Source organism: Parabacteroides vesiculifaciens, assembly GCF_049860805.1.
Taxonomy (GTDB): Bacteria; Bacteroidota; Bacteroidia; order Bacteroidales; family Tannerellaceae; genus Parabacteroides.
In genome coordinates, this window is sequence record NZ_CP187555.1 from 1,982,975 (window position 1) to 1,999,517 (window position 16,543).

14 protein-coding genes are annotated in these 16,543 nt (G+C 49.8%); 5 read left to right on the plus strand and 9 right to left on the minus strand.

Annotated elements, in window-relative coordinates; all coding sequences use genetic code 11:
- Nucleotides 1-38 precede the first annotated feature (38 nt).
- Nucleotides 39-1,451, minus strand: coding sequence for a Gfo/Idh/MocA family protein (locus ACPYIV_RS08095; protein ID WP_293733542.1), 1,413 nt, complete (start codon nt 1,449-1,451; stop codon nt 39-41).
- A 76-nt stretch (nt 1,452-1,527) separates the two neighbouring features.
- A complete protein-coding gene (locus ACPYIV_RS08100; RefSeq protein WP_293733557.1) occupies nt 1,528-2,787 on the minus strand; it encodes a DEAD/DEAH box helicase in 1,260 nt (419 codons plus the stop codon).
- Between the two features lie 362 nt (nt 2,788-3,149).
- Between ACPYIV_RS08100 and recQ the strand changes: the two genes are divergently transcribed.
- From recQ to ACPYIV_RS08115, 3 genes are read left to right on the plus strand one after another with little or no spacing between them, the layout of a single operon-like run.
- Entirely contained in the window at nt 3,150-4,979 is a 1,830-nt protein-coding gene (gene recQ, locus ACPYIV_RS08105) for a DNA helicase RecQ (RefSeq protein WP_293733541.1), read from the plus strand.
- A gap of 47 nt (nt 4,980-5,026) precedes the next feature.
- Nucleotides 5,027-6,064, plus strand: coding sequence for a L,D-transpeptidase (locus ACPYIV_RS08110; protein ID WP_425886302.1), 1,038 nt, complete (start codon nt 5,027-5,029; stop codon nt 6,062-6,064).
- Nucleotides 6,065-6,097: 33 nt separating this feature from the next.
- Nucleotides 6,098-6,844 (plus strand): murein L,D-transpeptidase catalytic domain family protein, encoded by a 747-nt coding sequence (locus ACPYIV_RS08115; RefSeq protein ID WP_370648531.1) that lies wholly within the window; start codon nt 6,098-6,100, stop codon nt 6,842-6,844.
- Here ACPYIV_RS08115 and ACPYIV_RS08120 read toward each other — a convergent pair.
- Genes ACPYIV_RS08120 through ACPYIV_RS08135 form a run of 4 tightly spaced genes read right to left on the minus strand, consistent with a single transcriptional unit; the run spans nt 6,766 to nt 10,283 of the window.
- A complete protein-coding gene (locus ACPYIV_RS08120) occupies nt 6,766-7,356 on the minus strand; it encodes an aminotransferase class IV family protein (protein WP_293740125.1) in 591 nt (196 codons plus the stop codon). The genes ACPYIV_RS08115 and ACPYIV_RS08120 overlap by 79 nt on opposite strands.
- Nucleotides 7,340-8,341 carry an aminodeoxychorismate synthase component I gene (locus ACPYIV_RS08125; RefSeq protein WP_425886303.1) on the minus strand — a complete coding sequence of 334 codons (1,002 nt, stop codon included), beginning with the start codon at nt 8,339-8,341 and terminating at the stop codon, nt 7,340-7,342. The genes ACPYIV_RS08120 and ACPYIV_RS08125 overlap by 17 nt, the downstream gene beginning before the upstream one ends.
- Nucleotides 8,338-9,225, minus strand: a complete 888-nt coding sequence (locus ACPYIV_RS08130) for a carbon-nitrogen hydrolase (protein ID WP_370648532.1) — start codon at nt 9,223-9,225, stop codon at nt 8,338-8,340. The genes ACPYIV_RS08125 and ACPYIV_RS08130 overlap by 4 nt, the downstream gene beginning before the upstream one ends.
- A 29-nt stretch (nt 9,226-9,254) precedes the next feature.
- Nucleotides 9,255-10,283: an agmatine deiminase family protein gene (locus ACPYIV_RS08135; RefSeq protein WP_425886508.1), complete on the minus strand. Its 1,029-nt coding sequence runs from the start codon at nt 10,281-10,283 to the stop codon at nt 9,255-9,257.
- A 199-nt stretch (nt 10,284-10,482) separates the two neighbouring features.
- Here ACPYIV_RS08135 and ACPYIV_RS08140 point away from each other — a divergent pair, with 199 nt between their 5' ends.
- Nucleotides 10,483-11,274 (plus strand): DNA-binding domain-containing protein, encoded by a 792-nt coding sequence (locus ACPYIV_RS08140; protein WP_293733537.1) that lies wholly within the window; start codon nt 10,483-10,485, stop codon nt 11,272-11,274.
- A gap of 176 nt (nt 11,275-11,450) precedes the next feature.
- Nucleotides 11,451-11,585 (plus strand): hypothetical protein, encoded by a 135-nt coding sequence (locus ACPYIV_RS08145; RefSeq protein WP_293733536.1) that lies wholly within the window; start codon nt 11,451-11,453, stop codon nt 11,583-11,585.
- Between the two features lie 65 nt (nt 11,586-11,650).
- Here ACPYIV_RS08145 and ACPYIV_RS08150 read toward each other — a convergent pair whose 3' ends face one another.
- The 3 genes from ACPYIV_RS08150 to ACPYIV_RS08160 all read right to left on the minus strand — a co-directional run bounded on the left by ACPYIV_RS08150 (nt 11,651) and on the right by ACPYIV_RS08160 (nt 16,506).
- Nucleotides 11,651-13,261, minus strand: a complete 1,611-nt coding sequence (locus ACPYIV_RS08150) for a DUF6493 family protein (protein ID WP_425886304.1) — start codon at nt 13,259-13,261, stop codon at nt 11,651-11,653.
- A gap of 214 nt (nt 13,262-13,475) precedes the next feature.
- A complete protein-coding gene (locus ACPYIV_RS08155) occupies nt 13,476-13,964 on the minus strand; it encodes a Dps family protein (RefSeq protein WP_008158421.1) in 489 nt (162 codons plus the stop codon).
- A gap of 145 nt (nt 13,965-14,109) precedes the next feature.
- The gene (locus ACPYIV_RS08160; protein ID WP_425886305.1) at nt 14,110-16,506 is read right to left on the minus strand and encodes a beta-L-arabinofuranosidase domain-containing protein; all 2,397 of its coding nucleotides are present in this window, start codon (nt 16,504-16,506) and stop codon (nt 14,110-14,112) included.
- Between the last annotated feature and the right edge of the window lie 37 nt (nt 16,507-16,543).

Below are 16,543 nucleotides of genomic sequence, written 5' to 3' on the forward strand. Positions count from 1 at the left end.
GGAACCCGATAGCCTTTTAATGGATATTTTCAGTTTTCTTATTCAGACAAAGCGAAAGCCGGTTTACGGTGGATCCACTGTCCACGTGTAAAGTCGGGGAAGTCAACCAATGCGCCTCCACGGGCGATAGACATCTCGGACAAACCGGAAATGGCACTCCATGCAGCAGCATCGTAGCAGTCCATAGGAGCCGGTTTCTTGTTATGGATAGCGTTGATCAAGTCGAACATCATCACATAGTCCATACCGCCGTGTCCGGCCTGAGCAGCTTCGGCTTCGTGTTTAGACCACAAAGTATGATCGTATTTCTTGAACCATTCTTCCGAATCATCCCAACGGTGAGGTTTGGATTTGCCCTGGACATATACATGGTCGCCATCGTTCATCCACAAACCTTCGGTTCCCTGAACACGGAAGCCCAAAGAATAAGGACGGGGAGAGTTGGTATCATGTGTCACGATGATGGTCTGTCCGTTCGCGCACTTGATCATCGAAGTCACGATATCGCCCAAGTTGAAGTTGATCTTGGCATAAGGATGGTTTTCACCGCCATTGTCCACAATAAACTTATGCAAGCCACGAGACTGGGTCGCCATAGCCGACAAGGAGAGGAAACGGTTACCGCGGTTGATGTCAAGGCAGTTTGCCACCGGACCGATTCCATGCGTCGGGTAGATATCACCGTTGCGACGGACAGAATGGTTCGTACGCCACTGAGCCTCTGCAAACGCATCCTTACCCATGCGCAACTCTCCGCCTTTCTGGTAAGTATAATGTTTTCCATCATTGAATTTGACATCGCGCAAATCATGTTCGTACCCGCAAGTAGCATGCAGCAATTCACCGAACAGGCCCTGACGAACCATGTTCAATGCAGCCATACAGTCGCGACGGTAGCAAACATTTTCCATGATGTTCAAATGGCTTCCCGTAGCTTCCGATACGTTGACCAGATCCCAGCATTCTTCCAATGTATTGGCGGCAGATACTTCTACGCCGACATAAGGGACACCAGCTTTCATGGCTGCAAGCGACATCGGTACGTGCCATTCCCACGGGCTGGCGATGATAACGCAATCGAATTCTTCGTTGTTCAACATCTTTTCAAATTCACGTTCGCTACCTGTATATACCTTCGGAGCCGGCACATTGAACTTGGCGATATGGTCCAGCGTACGTTGAATCGGACCGGCCTGGATATCGCAGATAGCCACGATCTTGTTTCCGGGGATAGACAATACGTTGTTGATATGTTCATGACAACGGGAACCTGTACCGATAAAACCGAAGCGCAATTTGCCATCGTCTTTGCCGGCAGGTTTCTTTTTCTTTTCTGCACTTGTTTCTGTTGTAACTGTAGCAGCGGCGGCGTTGCTACTCAATGCAAGACCAGCAGTACCGATTCCGGCTGCAGTCATCTTTTTCAGGAATGAACGACGAGTGTTTTCCATTTTTCAATTTAGAATTTTATGTTAAGTGGGCAAATTTATAACATTCTATGAATATTTCAAAGGATAAATGCCTGTTTTATTTACTTGCCGCTCTTTTCTTATTCCGCCAAAAACTGCCATCCCGTTTGCTACCGAACATATTCCGGCGTTTGGATTCTTCCTGGATCGCTTTTTTCTTTTCGGCAACCGCTTCCTTTACTTCGGCCGTCTCGAACATATGGCCTCCGGCAACCGGCACTTCTTTGCCGATTAGCTTCTGGATATCTTTCAGATACGGAACTTCCTCCACATCGCAGAAAGAGAGAGCGATCCCACTACGACCGGCACGACCGGTACGGCCGATACGGTGCACATACGTTTCAGGCACATTCGGCAAATCATAGTTGATGACATGCGATAGATGGTCGACATCGATGCCGCGGGCGGCAATATCGGTCGCGATCAGGACTCGGAGCGAATGGTCCTTAAAGCTGGCCAAGGCACGCTGGCGGGCGTTCTGTCCTTTGTTTCCATGAATAGCTTCAGCCCCTATGCCGGCTTTATTCAGGACACGGGCGACTTTGTCCGCTCCATGCTTCGTTCGGGTAAAAACCAAAACGGATTCAAGCGAGCGGTCTTCCAACAGTTCCTTCAGCAGGTTGATCTTTTCCGCCTTCTCTACAAAATAGACAGACTGGTCGATCGTATCGACAGTAGAAGAGGCAGGGGTCACCTCCACCTTTTCAGGTTCATGGAGGATCGTTCCGGCCAGGCGTTCGATCTCCGGCGGCATCGTCGCGGAGAAGAAAAGTGACTGGCGCTTTTTGGGCAACAAAGGCAGGATGCGTTTGATGTCGTGGATAAATCCCATATCCAGCATCCGGTCTGCTTCATCCAAAACAAAATATTCCAATGTGTTCAGGCGGATAAAGCCCTGATTGATCAAATCCAGTAAACGGCCGGGAGTTGCAATCAGTACATCCACGCCCCTTTCCAATGCATCCGTCTGCGGCTTCTGTCCTACGCCACCGAAAATGACGGTATGCTCTACGTGAGTATAACGCCCGTATGCCGCAAAGCTTTCGCCAATCTGGATAGCCAATTCGCGTGTCGGAGTCAAGATCAAGGCTTTAATGCCCGGCTTACGTCCGCTTAAAAGCTGCTCTTCGATCTTCTGGATGATAGGGATGGAGAAAGCTGCCGTCTTGCCAGTTCCGGTCTGTGCGCAACCTAATAAATCGGATCCGTCCAATACTACGGGAATGGCTTCGGCTTGTATGGGAGTGGGAGTTGTATACTTTTCTTTTTCGAGAGCCTTACGTATCGGCTCGATCAGTTCTAATTGTTCAAATGTCATATAATAAGTATGAGCCATCGCGGCTCGTTAAATAAATAATGATGACAAAGGTACACAAAAATTCAGGGCACCGTACCAAAACAGCAACAATTTCTTATTTCTATGGAAAGAAAAACCTTTTTTGTCCTGAATAATTCTTTTTTAAGTGCCTACAAATTCTGTAATCGGCGTCAGTGATTATATAATCAGTGGTTGTGATTTTATAATCGCTGGCACTGATTTTATAATCACAACCACTGATTACAAAATTTGTAAGCATTCTGATGTTTTTTTATTCATGTAGATAAGTTTTCTTGTAGAGAAGGAAAGATTATTTCTTATATTTGCGTACTTAAAAAACACTCAGTTCTTTTTTGATTCTCATGAAAGAGTTATTGTTACTACTCAAACGGTTCTTCGGATACACCTCATTCCGCCCTTTACAGGCCGAAATCATACAACGCATCCTACAGAAAGAAGATTCGCTGGTCCTGATGCCTACGGGTGGCGGCAAATCGATCTGCTTCCAGCTTCCGGCGATCTATATGCCGGGAACGGCCGTCGTAGTATCCCCCCTGATCGCTTTGATGAAAGACCAGGTCGAAGGACTGATCGCCAATGGCATACCGGCAACCACACTCAACAGTATGATGCCGGAGGAAGAGCGCCACCGGGTACGGCAACTCTGCATACAGGGGAAAGTGAAACTGCTTTATATCTCCCCTGAAGGGATCATGAGCGAGTTGTATTGGCTCCTGCCCCGTATCGACATTTCGTTGATCGCTATCGACGAGGCGCATTGCATCTCGCATTGGGGACATGATTTCCGTCCCGAATACACCCAGTTGTCCGTTCTGAAAGAGAATTTCCCGAAAGTGCCGATTGTCGCCCTGACGGCAACGGCTGACAAAATCACCCGGACGGATATTGTGAACCAATTGAAACTGCACGATCCGAAAACATTCATCTCGTCTTTCGACCGTCCGAACCTGTCACTCACCATCCGCCGCGGACTGAGCAAGAAGGAAAAGATTGCCGCGATCGTCCATTTCATCAACCGGCATCACCGGCAAAGCGGCATCATCTACTGCATGAGCCGCAACAGTACGGAATCTTTGGTTGAAGAGCTGTCAGAATACAGCATCCGGGCGACCGCCTATCATGCCGGACTCAGCCCCGAAAAGCGCAATAAGGCACAGGAAGACTTCATCAACGACCGTGTCCATGTGGTGTGCGCAACAGTCGCGTTCGGGATGGGGATAGACAAAAGCAATGTCCGCTGGGTCGTCCATTACAATATGCCGGCAAGCATCGAGAACTATTACCAGGAAATAGGCCGCGCCGGACGGGACGGCCTGAAAAGCGATACGCTCCTTTTCTATTCCGTGGGAGACATCCTGCTACTCCGCCGCTTTGCGGAGATGAGCGGGCAGAAAGATACCAGCCTGCAGAAACTCAACCGGATGCGCCGGTATTGTGAAGCGGATATCTGCCGGCGGCGTATCCTCCTAAGCTATTTCGGGGAAGAAACGGATAAAGATTGCGGCAACTGCGACGTATGCAAGAATCCGCCCCAGCGTTTCGACGGCAGTATATTAGTGCAGAAAGCGCTAAGCGGGATTTACCGCACCGGGCAAACAGCCAATATGCATCTCCTGATCGACATACTGCGGGGCTTGGAAAAGGACGAGCTGACGGAAAAAGGATACGACAAACTCAAAACCTATGGCGTAGGCAAAGACCTCAGCTATAAAGAGTGGAAAGAATATCTATACCAGATGCTCCAACTCGGTTATATCGAGATCGATTATATGTCGGCCGGCCACCTGAAAGTAACCCCGTTAGGACGCAAAGTCCTTTTCGGTGAACAGCAGGCGCTCATGACCATTTACCAAAAGACAAAAGATTTTGCCCTGCCGACCAAGAAAGGCGGCTACAAATACCGTCCGATCCGCCCGATCGAATCCTCCTCCGTGGAAGAAACGCTGCTCGACTCCCTGCAACAACTCCGCAAACAGATTTCCGAACGCGAACATACCCCGGCTCATATCATCTTTTCAGATGACGCCCTCGAAGATATGGTCCAGAAGAAACCAGTCACACTCGACGAGTTTAGCGAAATACGGGGAGTCGGACAGCTCAAGTTAGACAAATACGGGAAGGTATTCGTCGCTTTGATCCGCTTCGTCCTTCGCTTACCCAAAAAGGAATGAAAAAGAAAAACAAACAATCATTCTATTCTTTTGTTTATATTTACATCATGAATAGAACGACAGATACAATGAAGACAGTTCCCATACTCTTATTGCTTTGCCTTTCCACGCTAAGTTTCTGTACGACAAAGTCGGGAGAGCCAGAGGAATCCGTTTCCCTCGAACAAGACACTCCGGTTGCCGGAACAGCGCCGGAGCCGGAAACAGAGGCGGTCCCTCCTCCTATTGAAATCGTTATAGAGAAAGAGTTACTTTACGACCAGCATACGCTGGCCGATACCTATCCGTATAAAGATACGACACGGGAATTCCAATGGGATAAGATCCGTGCCGGCCTCCGCTTGCTCGATTCGATCCAGCAAAAGCCGACCCGTTATGCGATCTTTCAAAACTACAGGAACAAGAATGGGGAAGCCCCGTTGGTCCGGAATTTCCATCGCGATGCTTACAAGCGGGTTTCCGACACCTTAGGTATCGAACGTTACCAGTCTGTCCCGCTATATCTGCCGGAAGATACGCTGACGGCCGAACGCTATGGCCGCGACGGGGCTCTTGTGAAATTACTGGACGACAGTAACCGCCTTTTCCGCATCCAAACGATCTATACAAACGGGGAATGGCTGGTTCCCGGAAAATATGTCAAGCCGATAGCCGATAGCGTCACATTCGACAAGGCCATATTCGTCGATGTCACCAACCAGAATATCGCGACGCTCGAACATGTGGGTTCCAGATGGCTTGTCAGAAGCATGAATCCGGCAACAACAGGGCAACACCGCCCTCCATACGCACAGGAAACGCCTTTAGGCATATTTGTCGTCCAGGAAAAGAAGGCAAGGATGATTTACTTAGTCGACGGCAGCAAAGAGACAGGCGGGTTCGCTCCCTATGCAAGCCGGTTCACCAACGGAGGTTATATCCACGGGGTCCCGGTAAACGCACCGCGCAAGTCACTGATCGAATACAGTCCGACGCTTGGAACGACTCCACGCTCCCATATGTGCGTCCGGAATGCGACCTCGCACGCCAAGTTCGTTTATGATTGGGCACCTGTAAATGAGACTATTGTTTTCGTTTTTGATTAAAAGTCTTATCTTTGTGCGACATTATTCAATCTTATGTTATTGCGCATCTGTTTATATTCGGTCTTATTATTTCTTCCTGCCAATTATACGGCAACCCGAAGTTCATCCCCTTTACTCCCGGCTGAACCGGTGGCGGCTATGCCTTCGTTATGCCGGCAGCTCTATACAGACATGCAATTAGATAATGTGGTGAACTATACAGCCTTCGAGCAAGCGATAACCGGAGCACAGGCGGTCGAACGACGTAATAAAGATATCATTACCCTGATCGACTTCACGAAGCCATCCACGGAAGAACGCCTTTACGTCCTGGATATCCGGCACAAGAAACTCCTGTTCTCATCTCTCGTCTCGCACGGGAAAAACAGCGGAGGGAATTACGCCACTTCTTTCTCCAACAAAGTCAATTCATACAAAAGTTCCTTGGGATTTTTCGTTACGGAGAACACCTATCAGGGTAAAAACGGCTATTCCTTAATCCTGAACGGCTTGGAAAAAGGCATTAACGACCGGGCAAAAGAACGGGCGATCGTGGTGCACGGGGCCAATTATTGCAGCCCGTCTGTCGCAGCATCGGCAGGCCGCTTAGGAAGAAGTTTCGGTTGCCCCGCCCTGCCCCAGCCGCTTGCCAAACCGATCATCAACACCATTAAGAACGGAACCCTGCTCTATATCTATGCCAACGACAAGGACTATCTGAGTCAAAGTACGATCTTGTCTACCGAAAGATCGATTTCTCCAAACTCGATCATCGCATTGAACAACCTGATACGGGAATAGCCCGGCAAATCCTCCGGACGGATATCACCTGTAACAATCTTTCCCTGATCCAGCAAAGAGGCCCTTTTCGTTCCTGCCAGCAACGGTACGGAAGGGGTAACCCATTGCTGCCCGTTCCAGAGCGCAAGGTTGCAAATAGAGGTGTCGGTCAACAGCCCTCCCCGGACGATCAGCACGTCGTCTTCCGCTTCGCGCAACGCAAACAAACGGTTCAACACGCTCCGGTCCGTACTTTTATAACGGTAAGCGGCTTCGTCTCCGGTGACCAGCCGCAAAGAAGATACCGGACGGATATGATAGGCGGCATATTCCACTTTCAAGATATCTTTATCATATTCAACCCGGCACTTTGTCCGTTCCCGGTAGTTTCCGGGGCGGATGCATTCATCCAAATCAAGGGAACCGGTTTGGTGCAACACGTCCCGGCGTGTCTCATTCATGCGCCGGTTATGATAGGGCAAGTTATAAATCCGCCCGTTCTCGATCCGGATCGTTTCAATAAATGGGGACATAGACTTTCTGTTTCATTTCGTTATATTCGCTTTCCAAATCACTTTGGGAGGTGATGCCTCCTCCACTCTTAAAGATTAAAGAGCCATCGGCCTGTTGTTCTAAGAAGCGGATCATGACGGCACTGTTCAGGCTGTTCCCGTCAAAATAGCCCATGACACCCGTATAGAACCCCCTTTCGTATGTCTCGGCTTCCGCTATAATCTCCATTGTCTTCTTTTTAGGCGCACCAGTGATAGAACCTGCCGGAAGGAGACGGAAAAGCAATTCCCCTGTCTCTGCCTGCCAGTTCCCTGCAAGGCGCCCCCGGATCTCCGAACTGACCTGCAACAAAGCACCTTTATGTGTCGGCAACTCATCTATGTACCGGTAACGGGTCACCGTCACCTCAGTCGCCACCATACTCAGGTCATTGCGGATCAGGTCGACAATCGTAGCGTGCTCGGCCGTTTCCTTCGGATCGTCCAATATCCGCCTGCGGGCATCCGCGAGCGTGGCATCGATCGTGCCCTTCATCGGATAGGAATAGATATGTCCATCCCGTATCTTCACGAATATCTCAGGAGAGAAAACGACAAAACGGTCTTTCATCCAGAGCTTATACCGGGCTTCCGAACGGACAAAAACTTCTTTCAAATCGAGATTGGTCCGGACAGGAGTGGCACAAGTCAGATTGACCAAGTAAGAGTTTCCGGCCCGGATATGCCCGACAACTTTATGAAACGAGCCGGCATAGTCCTCCTGTGTCACTGGGAATGTCTCCCACCGGATTGCAGAACTCCGATTCTCCGGAGTCTTCATACGACTTGCAGCCGCGGCATTCGTCACCCCCTCCAGGTTGTAAAGCAACTCCCCGGGGTCGACCTTGTCCGGTTCTTCCACAATCACCCGGTCTTGCTTGTAATCGATTACAAACAAGAAAGGCCGCCTTTCCGCACCCAATCGGTTCATACGGCAGACGGCCTCTATACGGTTATAGAATCTCATATCAGAAAACGTTCGGTCAAGCCTCCAAAGGCATCGATACGGCGATCCCGGAAGAAAGGCCACCAACGGCGGACATTCTCGCTACGCGCCTTATCGATCTCCACAATTCGTATTTCTTCATCACTGTTGGAGAGTTCGGCCAATAACTCACCCTGCGGACCGCAGGCGAAACTGTTTCCCCAAAACCGGATGCCCTTCGTCTGTCCGGACGGGTCAGCCTCATGCCCTACCCGGTTTACCGTAACGACCGGAAGTCCGTTGGCTACGGCATGTCCCCGCTGAACAGTCACCCAAGCACCCAATTGGCGTTGTTTCTCATCCTCCGTGTCACTGCTTTCCCAACCGATGGCTGTCGGATAAATCAACAACTCCGCCCCTTTCATCGCCATCAGGCGGGCTGCTTCGGGATACCACTGGTCCCAGCAAACCAATACGCCCAATTTACCGACCGAAGTCCGGATCGGCTCGAATCCGAGATCACCGGGTGTAAAATAGAACTTCTCATAATAAGCCGGATCATCCGGGATATGCATCTTACGGTATTTCCCGGCAATCGTACCGTCTTTCTCAATCACGACAGCCGTATTATGATATAAACCGGGGGCCCGTTTCTCAAACAAAGAAAGAACCAGCACGACGCCCAACTCCTTCGCCAACGCCCCGAATACCTCTGTAGAAGGTCCCGGAACCGGTTCCGCCTGGTCGAAGACACCGGTATCTTCCGTCTGGCAAAAATAAAGCCCGTTATGCAACTCCTGCAAAACGACCAACTCCGCCCCTTGCAAAGCGCAAGCCCGGATATTTTGTTTCAGTTTCTCAATATTAGCAGCCCGGTCTCCCGTATTCGCCTGCTGCACCAATCCAACCTTTAATATATCTTCCATCATAACTTTCAATTTTCAACTCTCAACTTTCAACTAATAACTCCCTCCGGGTACTGCATCGTCACGCAATGCAGCGAACCATGTTGTTTAATCAACGGCAAGCAATCGATCCCTACAATCTCGCGATCCGGGAAAGCCTGTTGCAAAGCATCCTTCGCCAGTTCGTCCTTCGGAGAGTTATAATAAGGAAGCAACACAGCTCCGTTGATAATCAAAAAATTGGCATAAGTAGCCGGAAGACGTTCGCCGTTCCATATCACCGGGTCCGCCATCGGCAGTGCGATCAGCCGGTAAGGTTTGCCGTCAGCCTGCCTGAAAGCCTGCAACTCCTGTTCCATCGCCTGCAGCTCATCGAAATGTTCATCCGACTCATCCGTACACTGCACATACGCAATCGTATCTTCGCTACAGAACCGTGCCAACGTATCGATATGGCTATCCGTATCATCACCGGCCAGATAGCCGTTTTCCAGCCATAAGATGCGTTCGAAGCCAAAGATCTCTTTCAGGTAGGCTTCCAGTTCTTCCTTTTGCAGATATTCGTTCCGGTTCAGGGACGAGAGGCATTCGACGGTCGTCAGCAACGTCCCCTTGCCATCCGATTCGATGCTGCCGCCTTCCAATACGAACGGCTGCATATTGATAACCGGGACGCCTTCGGCAAATGTTCCCTGTGCCGACAGTCGGCGCGTAATCAGGTTATCCAAGTTCGCCGCAAACTTCATCCCCCAGCCATTGAACACGAAGTCATACACGACCGGTTCTCCCTGGTCGAATACCGTAATGCCGCCGTGATCGCGTGCCCAGGTATCATTCGTTGCCATCTCGCGGAAAATGATCCGGCTGTAATCCACTTCGCCCAATTGCCTGCGAACTTCCTGTTCGTCGGGACAGACAATCAACAACTTCTCCCATTTGACCACCTCTTTGGCGATCGACGCGAAACAAGGGAGCACCTCGTCCAATATAGGCGCCCAATCCGTCCCTTCATGCGGCCACGTCAACTGGACGGCACTTTGCGGATGCCACTCTGCCGGTAATACGATCTTATCTTCCATCTGCATCAATATCGTTTTTATATTTCCTGCAAATGTAAGCATTTATAAAAGATGATTAGCCCATGACCCCGTCACCGGAACGAATTTTTATCCCACGGATGACTGCGGTATGCTGCATAACATAATAAAAGCATTGTTTTTCAGGGCATTTATCTGGTTAAAAAGAGTAAGTTTGCCCTGAAAACATAAACAAATTATCATGGCTACTAAAAATTACAAATGGTTCTTCGATCTCGCCGAAAACCTTCTGACAAAAGACGTGACAAACGACTACACCGCTACAGTAAAAACCCTCCTCCCGAAGACGGTCGAAAATCTCGCCGACGACATCGTGAAGGAGACGGCCAATAACCGCGAAACGGTAATCAGTATTATCACCTTGTATGACAAGAAGATCATCGACCTGGTCTGCCAGGGCAACACCGTCAACACCGGCTCGGCACTCTACGCTCCGGCATTGCCAGGTTCGTTCGTCGGGACAAGCGGCACGGTAGACCCTGCCAAGCACAAAGCGTACGTGAACATCAACCCCTCGGCTGCGTTCCGCAAGGAACTGGAAAGGGTACAGCCTGTATTCTCCGGCAACGTGCTCGATTCGGGCGGCGCGCGCATCGGCTTGGTGACCGACTCGGCCACCGGACGCACGGACGGATTCATGACACCGGGCAACACGATCGACATCACGGGCACGAAGATCCGCAGCCTCAACGCGGACGGGTCGGGCATCGGGAGCATCAAGTTCGTCAATGCCGAAACGGAGGCAGTGGCGGCTACGATCACTTCGACTTCGATCAACGAACCGAAACGCATCATACTCGTTGTTCCGGCAAACCTCGCCGAAGGGACGTACCGGCTGGAGGTCGAGACGTATTACAGCAACACTTCCACCTTATTGAAGTCCCCTCGCACGCTGATCTACACACCGCTTTACATCGGTGAAGTACCCAATAGCGGCGGTGGCGGAGAAGAAGAACGTCCGGGAGAATTATAATTCCACATTTTCCGTCTCGTCGAGACGATGGCCATCGTTCAGGCGAAACGATGGCCACCGTTCAGGCAAGACGACGGGCACCGTTCAGGCGAGACGATGGCCACCGTTCAGGCGAGACGGAACTTACCACTCCTTCACACAATAATTTTTCTTTATCCACATACATTTCAAATCTTATGAAAACAACTGTTTTACAATCATTCTTCAAAATCGCCTTGCTGCTATTCGGCATGGCGATAGGGTTCGGATGCGACGATTCGGACGATCCGGACGCTCCGGACAAATGGGAACCGGAAGGATTACTCTTGTGAATGCAACATCATTCAATATTCCGACAAGATTCCACCACAAACCTTTTACTACATCATACTATACATCATTCCAAATCGAGGCATTTTTCCACTATCTCTGTCAGCTTCATATTTTTTCGCCATTTCTTAAGCAGGGAAAGCAATGATTTATCTCTTACTCTCGACTGGTTTACAGCCAGCAGTTCGACAAAGGCTTCGAGCAATCTCTTCAAGTCCTTCACCGGGTTTTTCGGCAAGTGAGTCAGAAAAGAGACGAACATCCGTTCAAGTTCCTTATTATGCAAGGGGGAAATATTCATCATTTCGTCTGTTACAAGGCTCACAAACCGTTGGACCGGCGACCACTCAAAGGTTTCTACTTCGCCTAAAACCCGCCCGACGGCCACACTGTCCATCTTCCCTTTCTTTACCAGGCCGGCCCAGAGCTCCGCGGCATAAGAACGGACCGTCTTGTCGATACTCAACAGGCAAAGAGCAAGATACGTCTTCGACATTTCGCCCCAACGGTAGTCCAAATCAGACAGTGTTTCGAGTGCCGCCATATTAAGACGGCTCAGTTCCATATCATTCCAGTACGCATCGCGGAAACGGTCCCGTATCAATACGGCCAGCAACACCTGGGGAGCATTGGGAGTAAGCAACATGAGCCGCTTCAAATCCCTTTCACGTAAAGACATATTCCAGAACGTCTCCACCAAAAGCGGAATACGGGAAGGAGAGCGATAGGTCATATACAAAGCATAGCCGCCGAAACGTTTCTGTATCGCCACGTTACGGCTTGCAGGCGGAATCAATTGCAAAATGCGGTCGAACTTGCCAAAAGGCTTTTCGAAGACGAACACATCGCAAGTGATATTGCCCGTCAGATAAGCACGGTTCACGGCCGAATACGGAAAATCAGCAAACTCTTCATAGACGGTATCCGGGCTCTTCACCAGACCGGCAGTCATCCACACGGACTGAAACGTAAAAGGCTTCTTGGGAAGCGCTCCGGGAGTAAACAGGAAAAGGAGCAGCTCACGATATTCCCCAGTCAGCTTTTCCTTAATCAAAGGAATCGCCTCGTCCGCCCGGTCGAGCGCCACACGGGAGACGGCTATCTGAAAATCCATATGCTCCGGTTTGCGGTTATGCTTCTGATACTTCTCTATGCGTGAAACAAGGACGGCAGGATCGATCCAGGCCGGACGGTGTGTAGGCGTCGATAATAGGGGCAAAGTATCTTTTTCCTTAATCTTTTTGAGGGCAAGCTTGACAAGTTCCCAATAGCTTTTATAATCCCGGGAGGCAACTTGCACTTTCTTATCCTTCAGCCCTTCATGTTTAAAAAGAATATGGACCAAAAGGTCGTTCAACCCCCGGTCATGCCCAGTAAACTCAGGTAAAAGCAGTTGGGCGTATTCGATAAGAAAAGCAGCTACAAAGATATCCAGATCTCCGGCCGCTTCCGTCCCTTCCGCATGGCCTTTCATGAACAGACAGGCCCGTTCAAAGGCAGGCGCCATGCGGACGGCATCTGCCAACTTCACCGACGTATGCATACGCGCCAATGATGCCAAAAGCAGATCGAGATGGAAACTCTCTTCATTGTTCACAGACCGCTCCATTAAAGAGATCAGATCATCCATACCGGCAATATCCGGTATACGCATTTCTTCACGAATAAGAGGTTGCATAAGACTAAACTGTTTTTCCGATAGATTATTCATAAGTCATAAATTCTTTTGATGCCAGCCAATAACATATCAAATATAAACACAAAAAATAAATGAAGTGTTTCCCGCCAGCAGGAAAGTTTCTCCACGATAGCCGTTCAGCAAAAAAAGGCACCCTTCACAGAGTGCCTCTTTCCAAACGCAACGAATAAATTATTAATTACTTACACACTTATTATTTCTTGCAGTCGCAAGAAGAGTAAGCCACTAACATCCAAACCAATTTTTCCTGTTCTTTCAGGTAATCGCTCATCAGCGCTACCGTTGCCTCGTCTCCGGACTCGGAAGCCAGAGAAAGCAGTTTACGTTCTTCAGCGATAAACTGTCCGTAGGTGTTCAGAACGTTCTCCAAGGCTTCGTCTGCACAAGATACGCCTGAAACCTCCTTTACTTTGGCGACTTTCAGATATTCACTGAATTTGTTAACCGGAACGCCACCCAGCATCAGGATACGTTCAGCCAGTTCGTCTACCTTCTCGGCGGCATCATTATACATATCTTCGAATTTGCTGTGAAGGACGAAGAAACCGTGTCCTTTAATGTTCCAATGGAAACCACGGAGGTTTGTATAGAATACCTGATAATCGGCTAATAACTGTTGTAATGCTTCAACTACTTTACCTGCTGCTACTGCATCCAAATGGATATAATCTAATGTCTTCATACTGCTTTACTTTTTAATTGTTATACTTTTCGTTTTTCTTGTACTGCAAAGATACATCAGATATAAGTGCTTGTCAAACAGATAATTTCTATACATACATAGATGTTTTCTATAAGTATTCGATCGGCTCCCTATTATTGGAAGCTCATTCGACAGACCACTCAAAAAGACCGGAAGAATTCTTTTCGGGTTGCACGACTTCCAGTTTTAAGGCATTTGTCGTGACAGGTGCGAAAGTGACGGTGTTGCCATTTCCTTTTTCGACTCCGTAGGCCGTACGGTTCGTGACAGGCTTCCAACTTCCTCCCGAATCCCGGTAATGCAGCTTCCAACTTGCCGGCACACGGCAACCGCCCCAAGGCGCATCGTCATACCAGTAGACCGTACTGGCGGAAACTGTTTGAGGCTTTTCGAACTCATAAACGATCCACTCCGTCGTGCCTTCTTCCGGCCACCAATGGAAATAGGGCATCGTCCGGTCGTTTTCATCTTCCGGCACCAAACGGTCGTTGATAGCTGTAATCGATTTGGACGAATGGGATGCGGTAATCCTGGAAGTAGATGCAATCGTCGGAGGCAGACTCGGACGCGTAGCGCTCATGTCCTGGGGCAACCAGACCGCCATTTCGCCGGCGCCACGATGGGCCCATGCATAATAGGGGATCAGGGTAAGCGTTACATCCTTGGCAGCCAGACGGCCGTTTTCATCATAGCTCAATGCTTGCGCCGTCGTCTTGATTTCATCGATGCCATACAGGAGGTCCGGTTTGTGCTCGACCGTAAACTCGGGTTTCTGGTTCATCAAGACGCTAAGGACGCTGAAGTCATTGTCCGGCCACTCGGCACAATAAACCACCGGTCCCCGCTCCACAGCGACTCGTCCCCGGTCTGCCACGACCTTCGTATTGGCTTTGACCGTACGCGGTTCCATATCGAAATGCACCTCTACGACATCCCCTTTTTTCCATTGGCGGGAGACTGAGAAATAGCCTTTGTCCAAATCACTCTCCACAGGTTCGCCGTTCACCTTTACGGAATAGCCCAATTGTTTGCGGTCGGAGAATGCATACAAGTTACTCGGCGCAACTTCGCCTTTCACCCAACCCGGCACACGGATCTTCAGGGTGAAATCCTGTTTGCCTTTAGGCGTCACTTCCAGCCGGATGTCGCCGTTCCAGGGATATCCGGTCGTTTGGGCCAGCTTCAAATGCTTTCCGCCCACATTCAATTCGGATGTGTTACTCATAAAAAGATTGACATACACGTCTTTGTCGTGCACGGCATATACATAACCCGGCAACGAGGGAATGAAACGGCAGATATTGGACGGGCAACAGGCACATCCGAACCACGGCCGGCGCTGATGCTGCCCGACGGACTCCAGCGGATTGGGATAAAAGAAGCCGCCGCCATCCAGCGATACGCCCGAAATCAACCCGTTATATAAGGTACGTTCCAACACATCATAATATTTGGATTCGCCATGCAAGAGGAACAGGCGGTAATTCCAATACACATTCCCGATGGCGGCGCAAGTTTCACAATAGGCCGACATATTGGGCAACTCATAGTTTTCACCGAAAGCCTCCCCGTTGTTGGTAGCGCCGATACCTCCCGTGATATACAATTTCTTCGTCACCACGTTATCCCAGATACGGTCGATGGCGTGGATGTAACCTGTATCGCCCGTCAAGGCAGCAACGTCTGCCATTCCGGAATACATATAAGCGGCCCGTACGGCATGTCCGACAGCTTCATCCTGTTCCAGCACCGGTTTATGTGCCTGGCTATAGGCATCCCGGCGTTCCGTATAACCACGTTTATCTAAGAAAAACTTAGCCAGGTCGAGGTACTTCTTCCGCCCTGTCGCCAAGTAGAGCTTACAAAGCGCCATCTCGGCAATCTGATGCCCGGGCACGCGGACAAGCTGTCCCGGCTTGTCGCCTATCGCCTTTTCCACACAGTCGGCATACCGGATCGCAATATCCAGAAACGACCTTTTCCCCGTTGCCTGATAGTGGGCGACAGCACCTTCTACCATGTGTCCGAGGTTGTAAAACTCATGGCTCAGGTCTTCCACCTTTTCCCAGCGGCTACTTCCCGCCCATTCGTGCGGATGCTGCGGATTCATGGTGCGGGCCGTGTATAAATAGCCATCCGCTTCCTGTGCCGAAGCCACGATTGTCAGGACGCTGTCGATGTAACGGTCCAGCCGCTTATCGGGATAGGTTTGCATGGAATAGCTTGCCCCTTCGATCGTCTTATATACATCCGTATCGTCGAATGAATATCCCTCCACCTTATTCTCGCTACTCGGATGAGCCGCTTTCACGAAGTTCTCATAGCGTCCCGTTTCCTCGCATTTGCTAAAGGCGAGCGGGATGGTAACTTCACGGCTTGCCCTCAATCTCTGCCCCCAGAAATTATCCGTTACCTTAACGGAAGTAAAAGGGACAGGAGTGATCGGATAGCCGCCATCATGTGTCTGCGCACTGCCCGCCAAACTTATACCGGCAAGTGCTATCAATACGATTCGTTTCATTTTTATTCAAGATTATGTTACCGATTATCTTTTCAGA

What these genes read in the sequence shown, in the direction of transcription:
- ACPYIV_RS08115 (WP_370648531.1), top strand. Translation starts at nt 6,098, where the DNA reads ATGTTATTGCGCATCTGTTTATATTCGGTCTTATTATTTCTTCCTGCC.
- ACPYIV_RS08125 (WP_425886303.1), bottom strand. Translation starts at nt 8,341, where the DNA reads ATGAGATTCTATAACCGTATAGAGGCCGTCTGCCGTATGAACCGATTG.
- recQ (WP_293733541.1), top strand. Translation starts at nt 3,150, where the DNA reads ATGAAAGAGTTATTGTTACTACTCAAACGGTTCTTCGGATACACCTCA.
- ACPYIV_RS08155 (WP_008158421.1), bottom strand. Translation starts at nt 13,964, where the DNA reads ATGAAGACATTAGATTATATCCATTTGGATGCAGTAGCAGCAGGTAAA.
- ACPYIV_RS08135 (WP_425886508.1), bottom strand. Translation starts at nt 10,283, where the DNA reads ATGGAAGATAAGATCGTATTACCGGCAGAGTGGCATCCGCAAAGTGCC.
- ACPYIV_RS08150 (WP_425886304.1), bottom strand. Translation starts at nt 13,261, where the DNA reads ATGCAACCTCTTATTCGTGAAGAAATGCGTATACCGGATATTGCCGGT.
- ACPYIV_RS08160 (WP_425886305.1), bottom strand. Translation starts at nt 16,506, where the DNA reads ATGAAACGAATCGTATTGATAGCACTTGCCGGTATAAGTTTGGCGGGC.
- ACPYIV_RS08140 (WP_293733537.1), top strand. Translation starts at nt 10,483, where the DNA reads ATGGCTACTAAAAATTACAAATGGTTCTTCGATCTCGCCGAAAACCTT.
- ACPYIV_RS08130 (WP_370648532.1), bottom strand. Translation starts at nt 9,225, where the DNA reads ATGGAAGATATATTAAAGGTTGGATTGGTGCAGCAGGCGAATACGGGA.
- ACPYIV_RS08095 (WP_293733542.1), bottom strand. Translation starts at nt 1,451, where the DNA reads ATGGAAAACACTCGTCGTTCATTCCTGAAAAAGATGACTGCAGCCGGA.
- ACPYIV_RS08110 (WP_425886302.1), top strand. Translation starts at nt 5,027, where the DNA reads ATGAATAGAACGACAGATACAATGAAGACAGTTCCCATACTCTTATTG.
- ACPYIV_RS08145 (WP_293733536.1), top strand. Translation starts at nt 11,451, where the DNA reads ATGAAAACAACTGTTTTACAATCATTCTTCAAAATCGCCTTGCTGCTA.
- ACPYIV_RS08120 (WP_293740125.1), bottom strand. Translation starts at nt 7,356, where the DNA reads ATGTCCCCATTTATTGAAACGATCCGGATCGAGAACGGGCGGATTTAT.
- ACPYIV_RS08100 (WP_293733557.1), bottom strand. Translation starts at nt 2,787, where the DNA reads ATGACATTTGAACAATTAGAACTGATCGAGCCGATACGTAAGGCTCTC.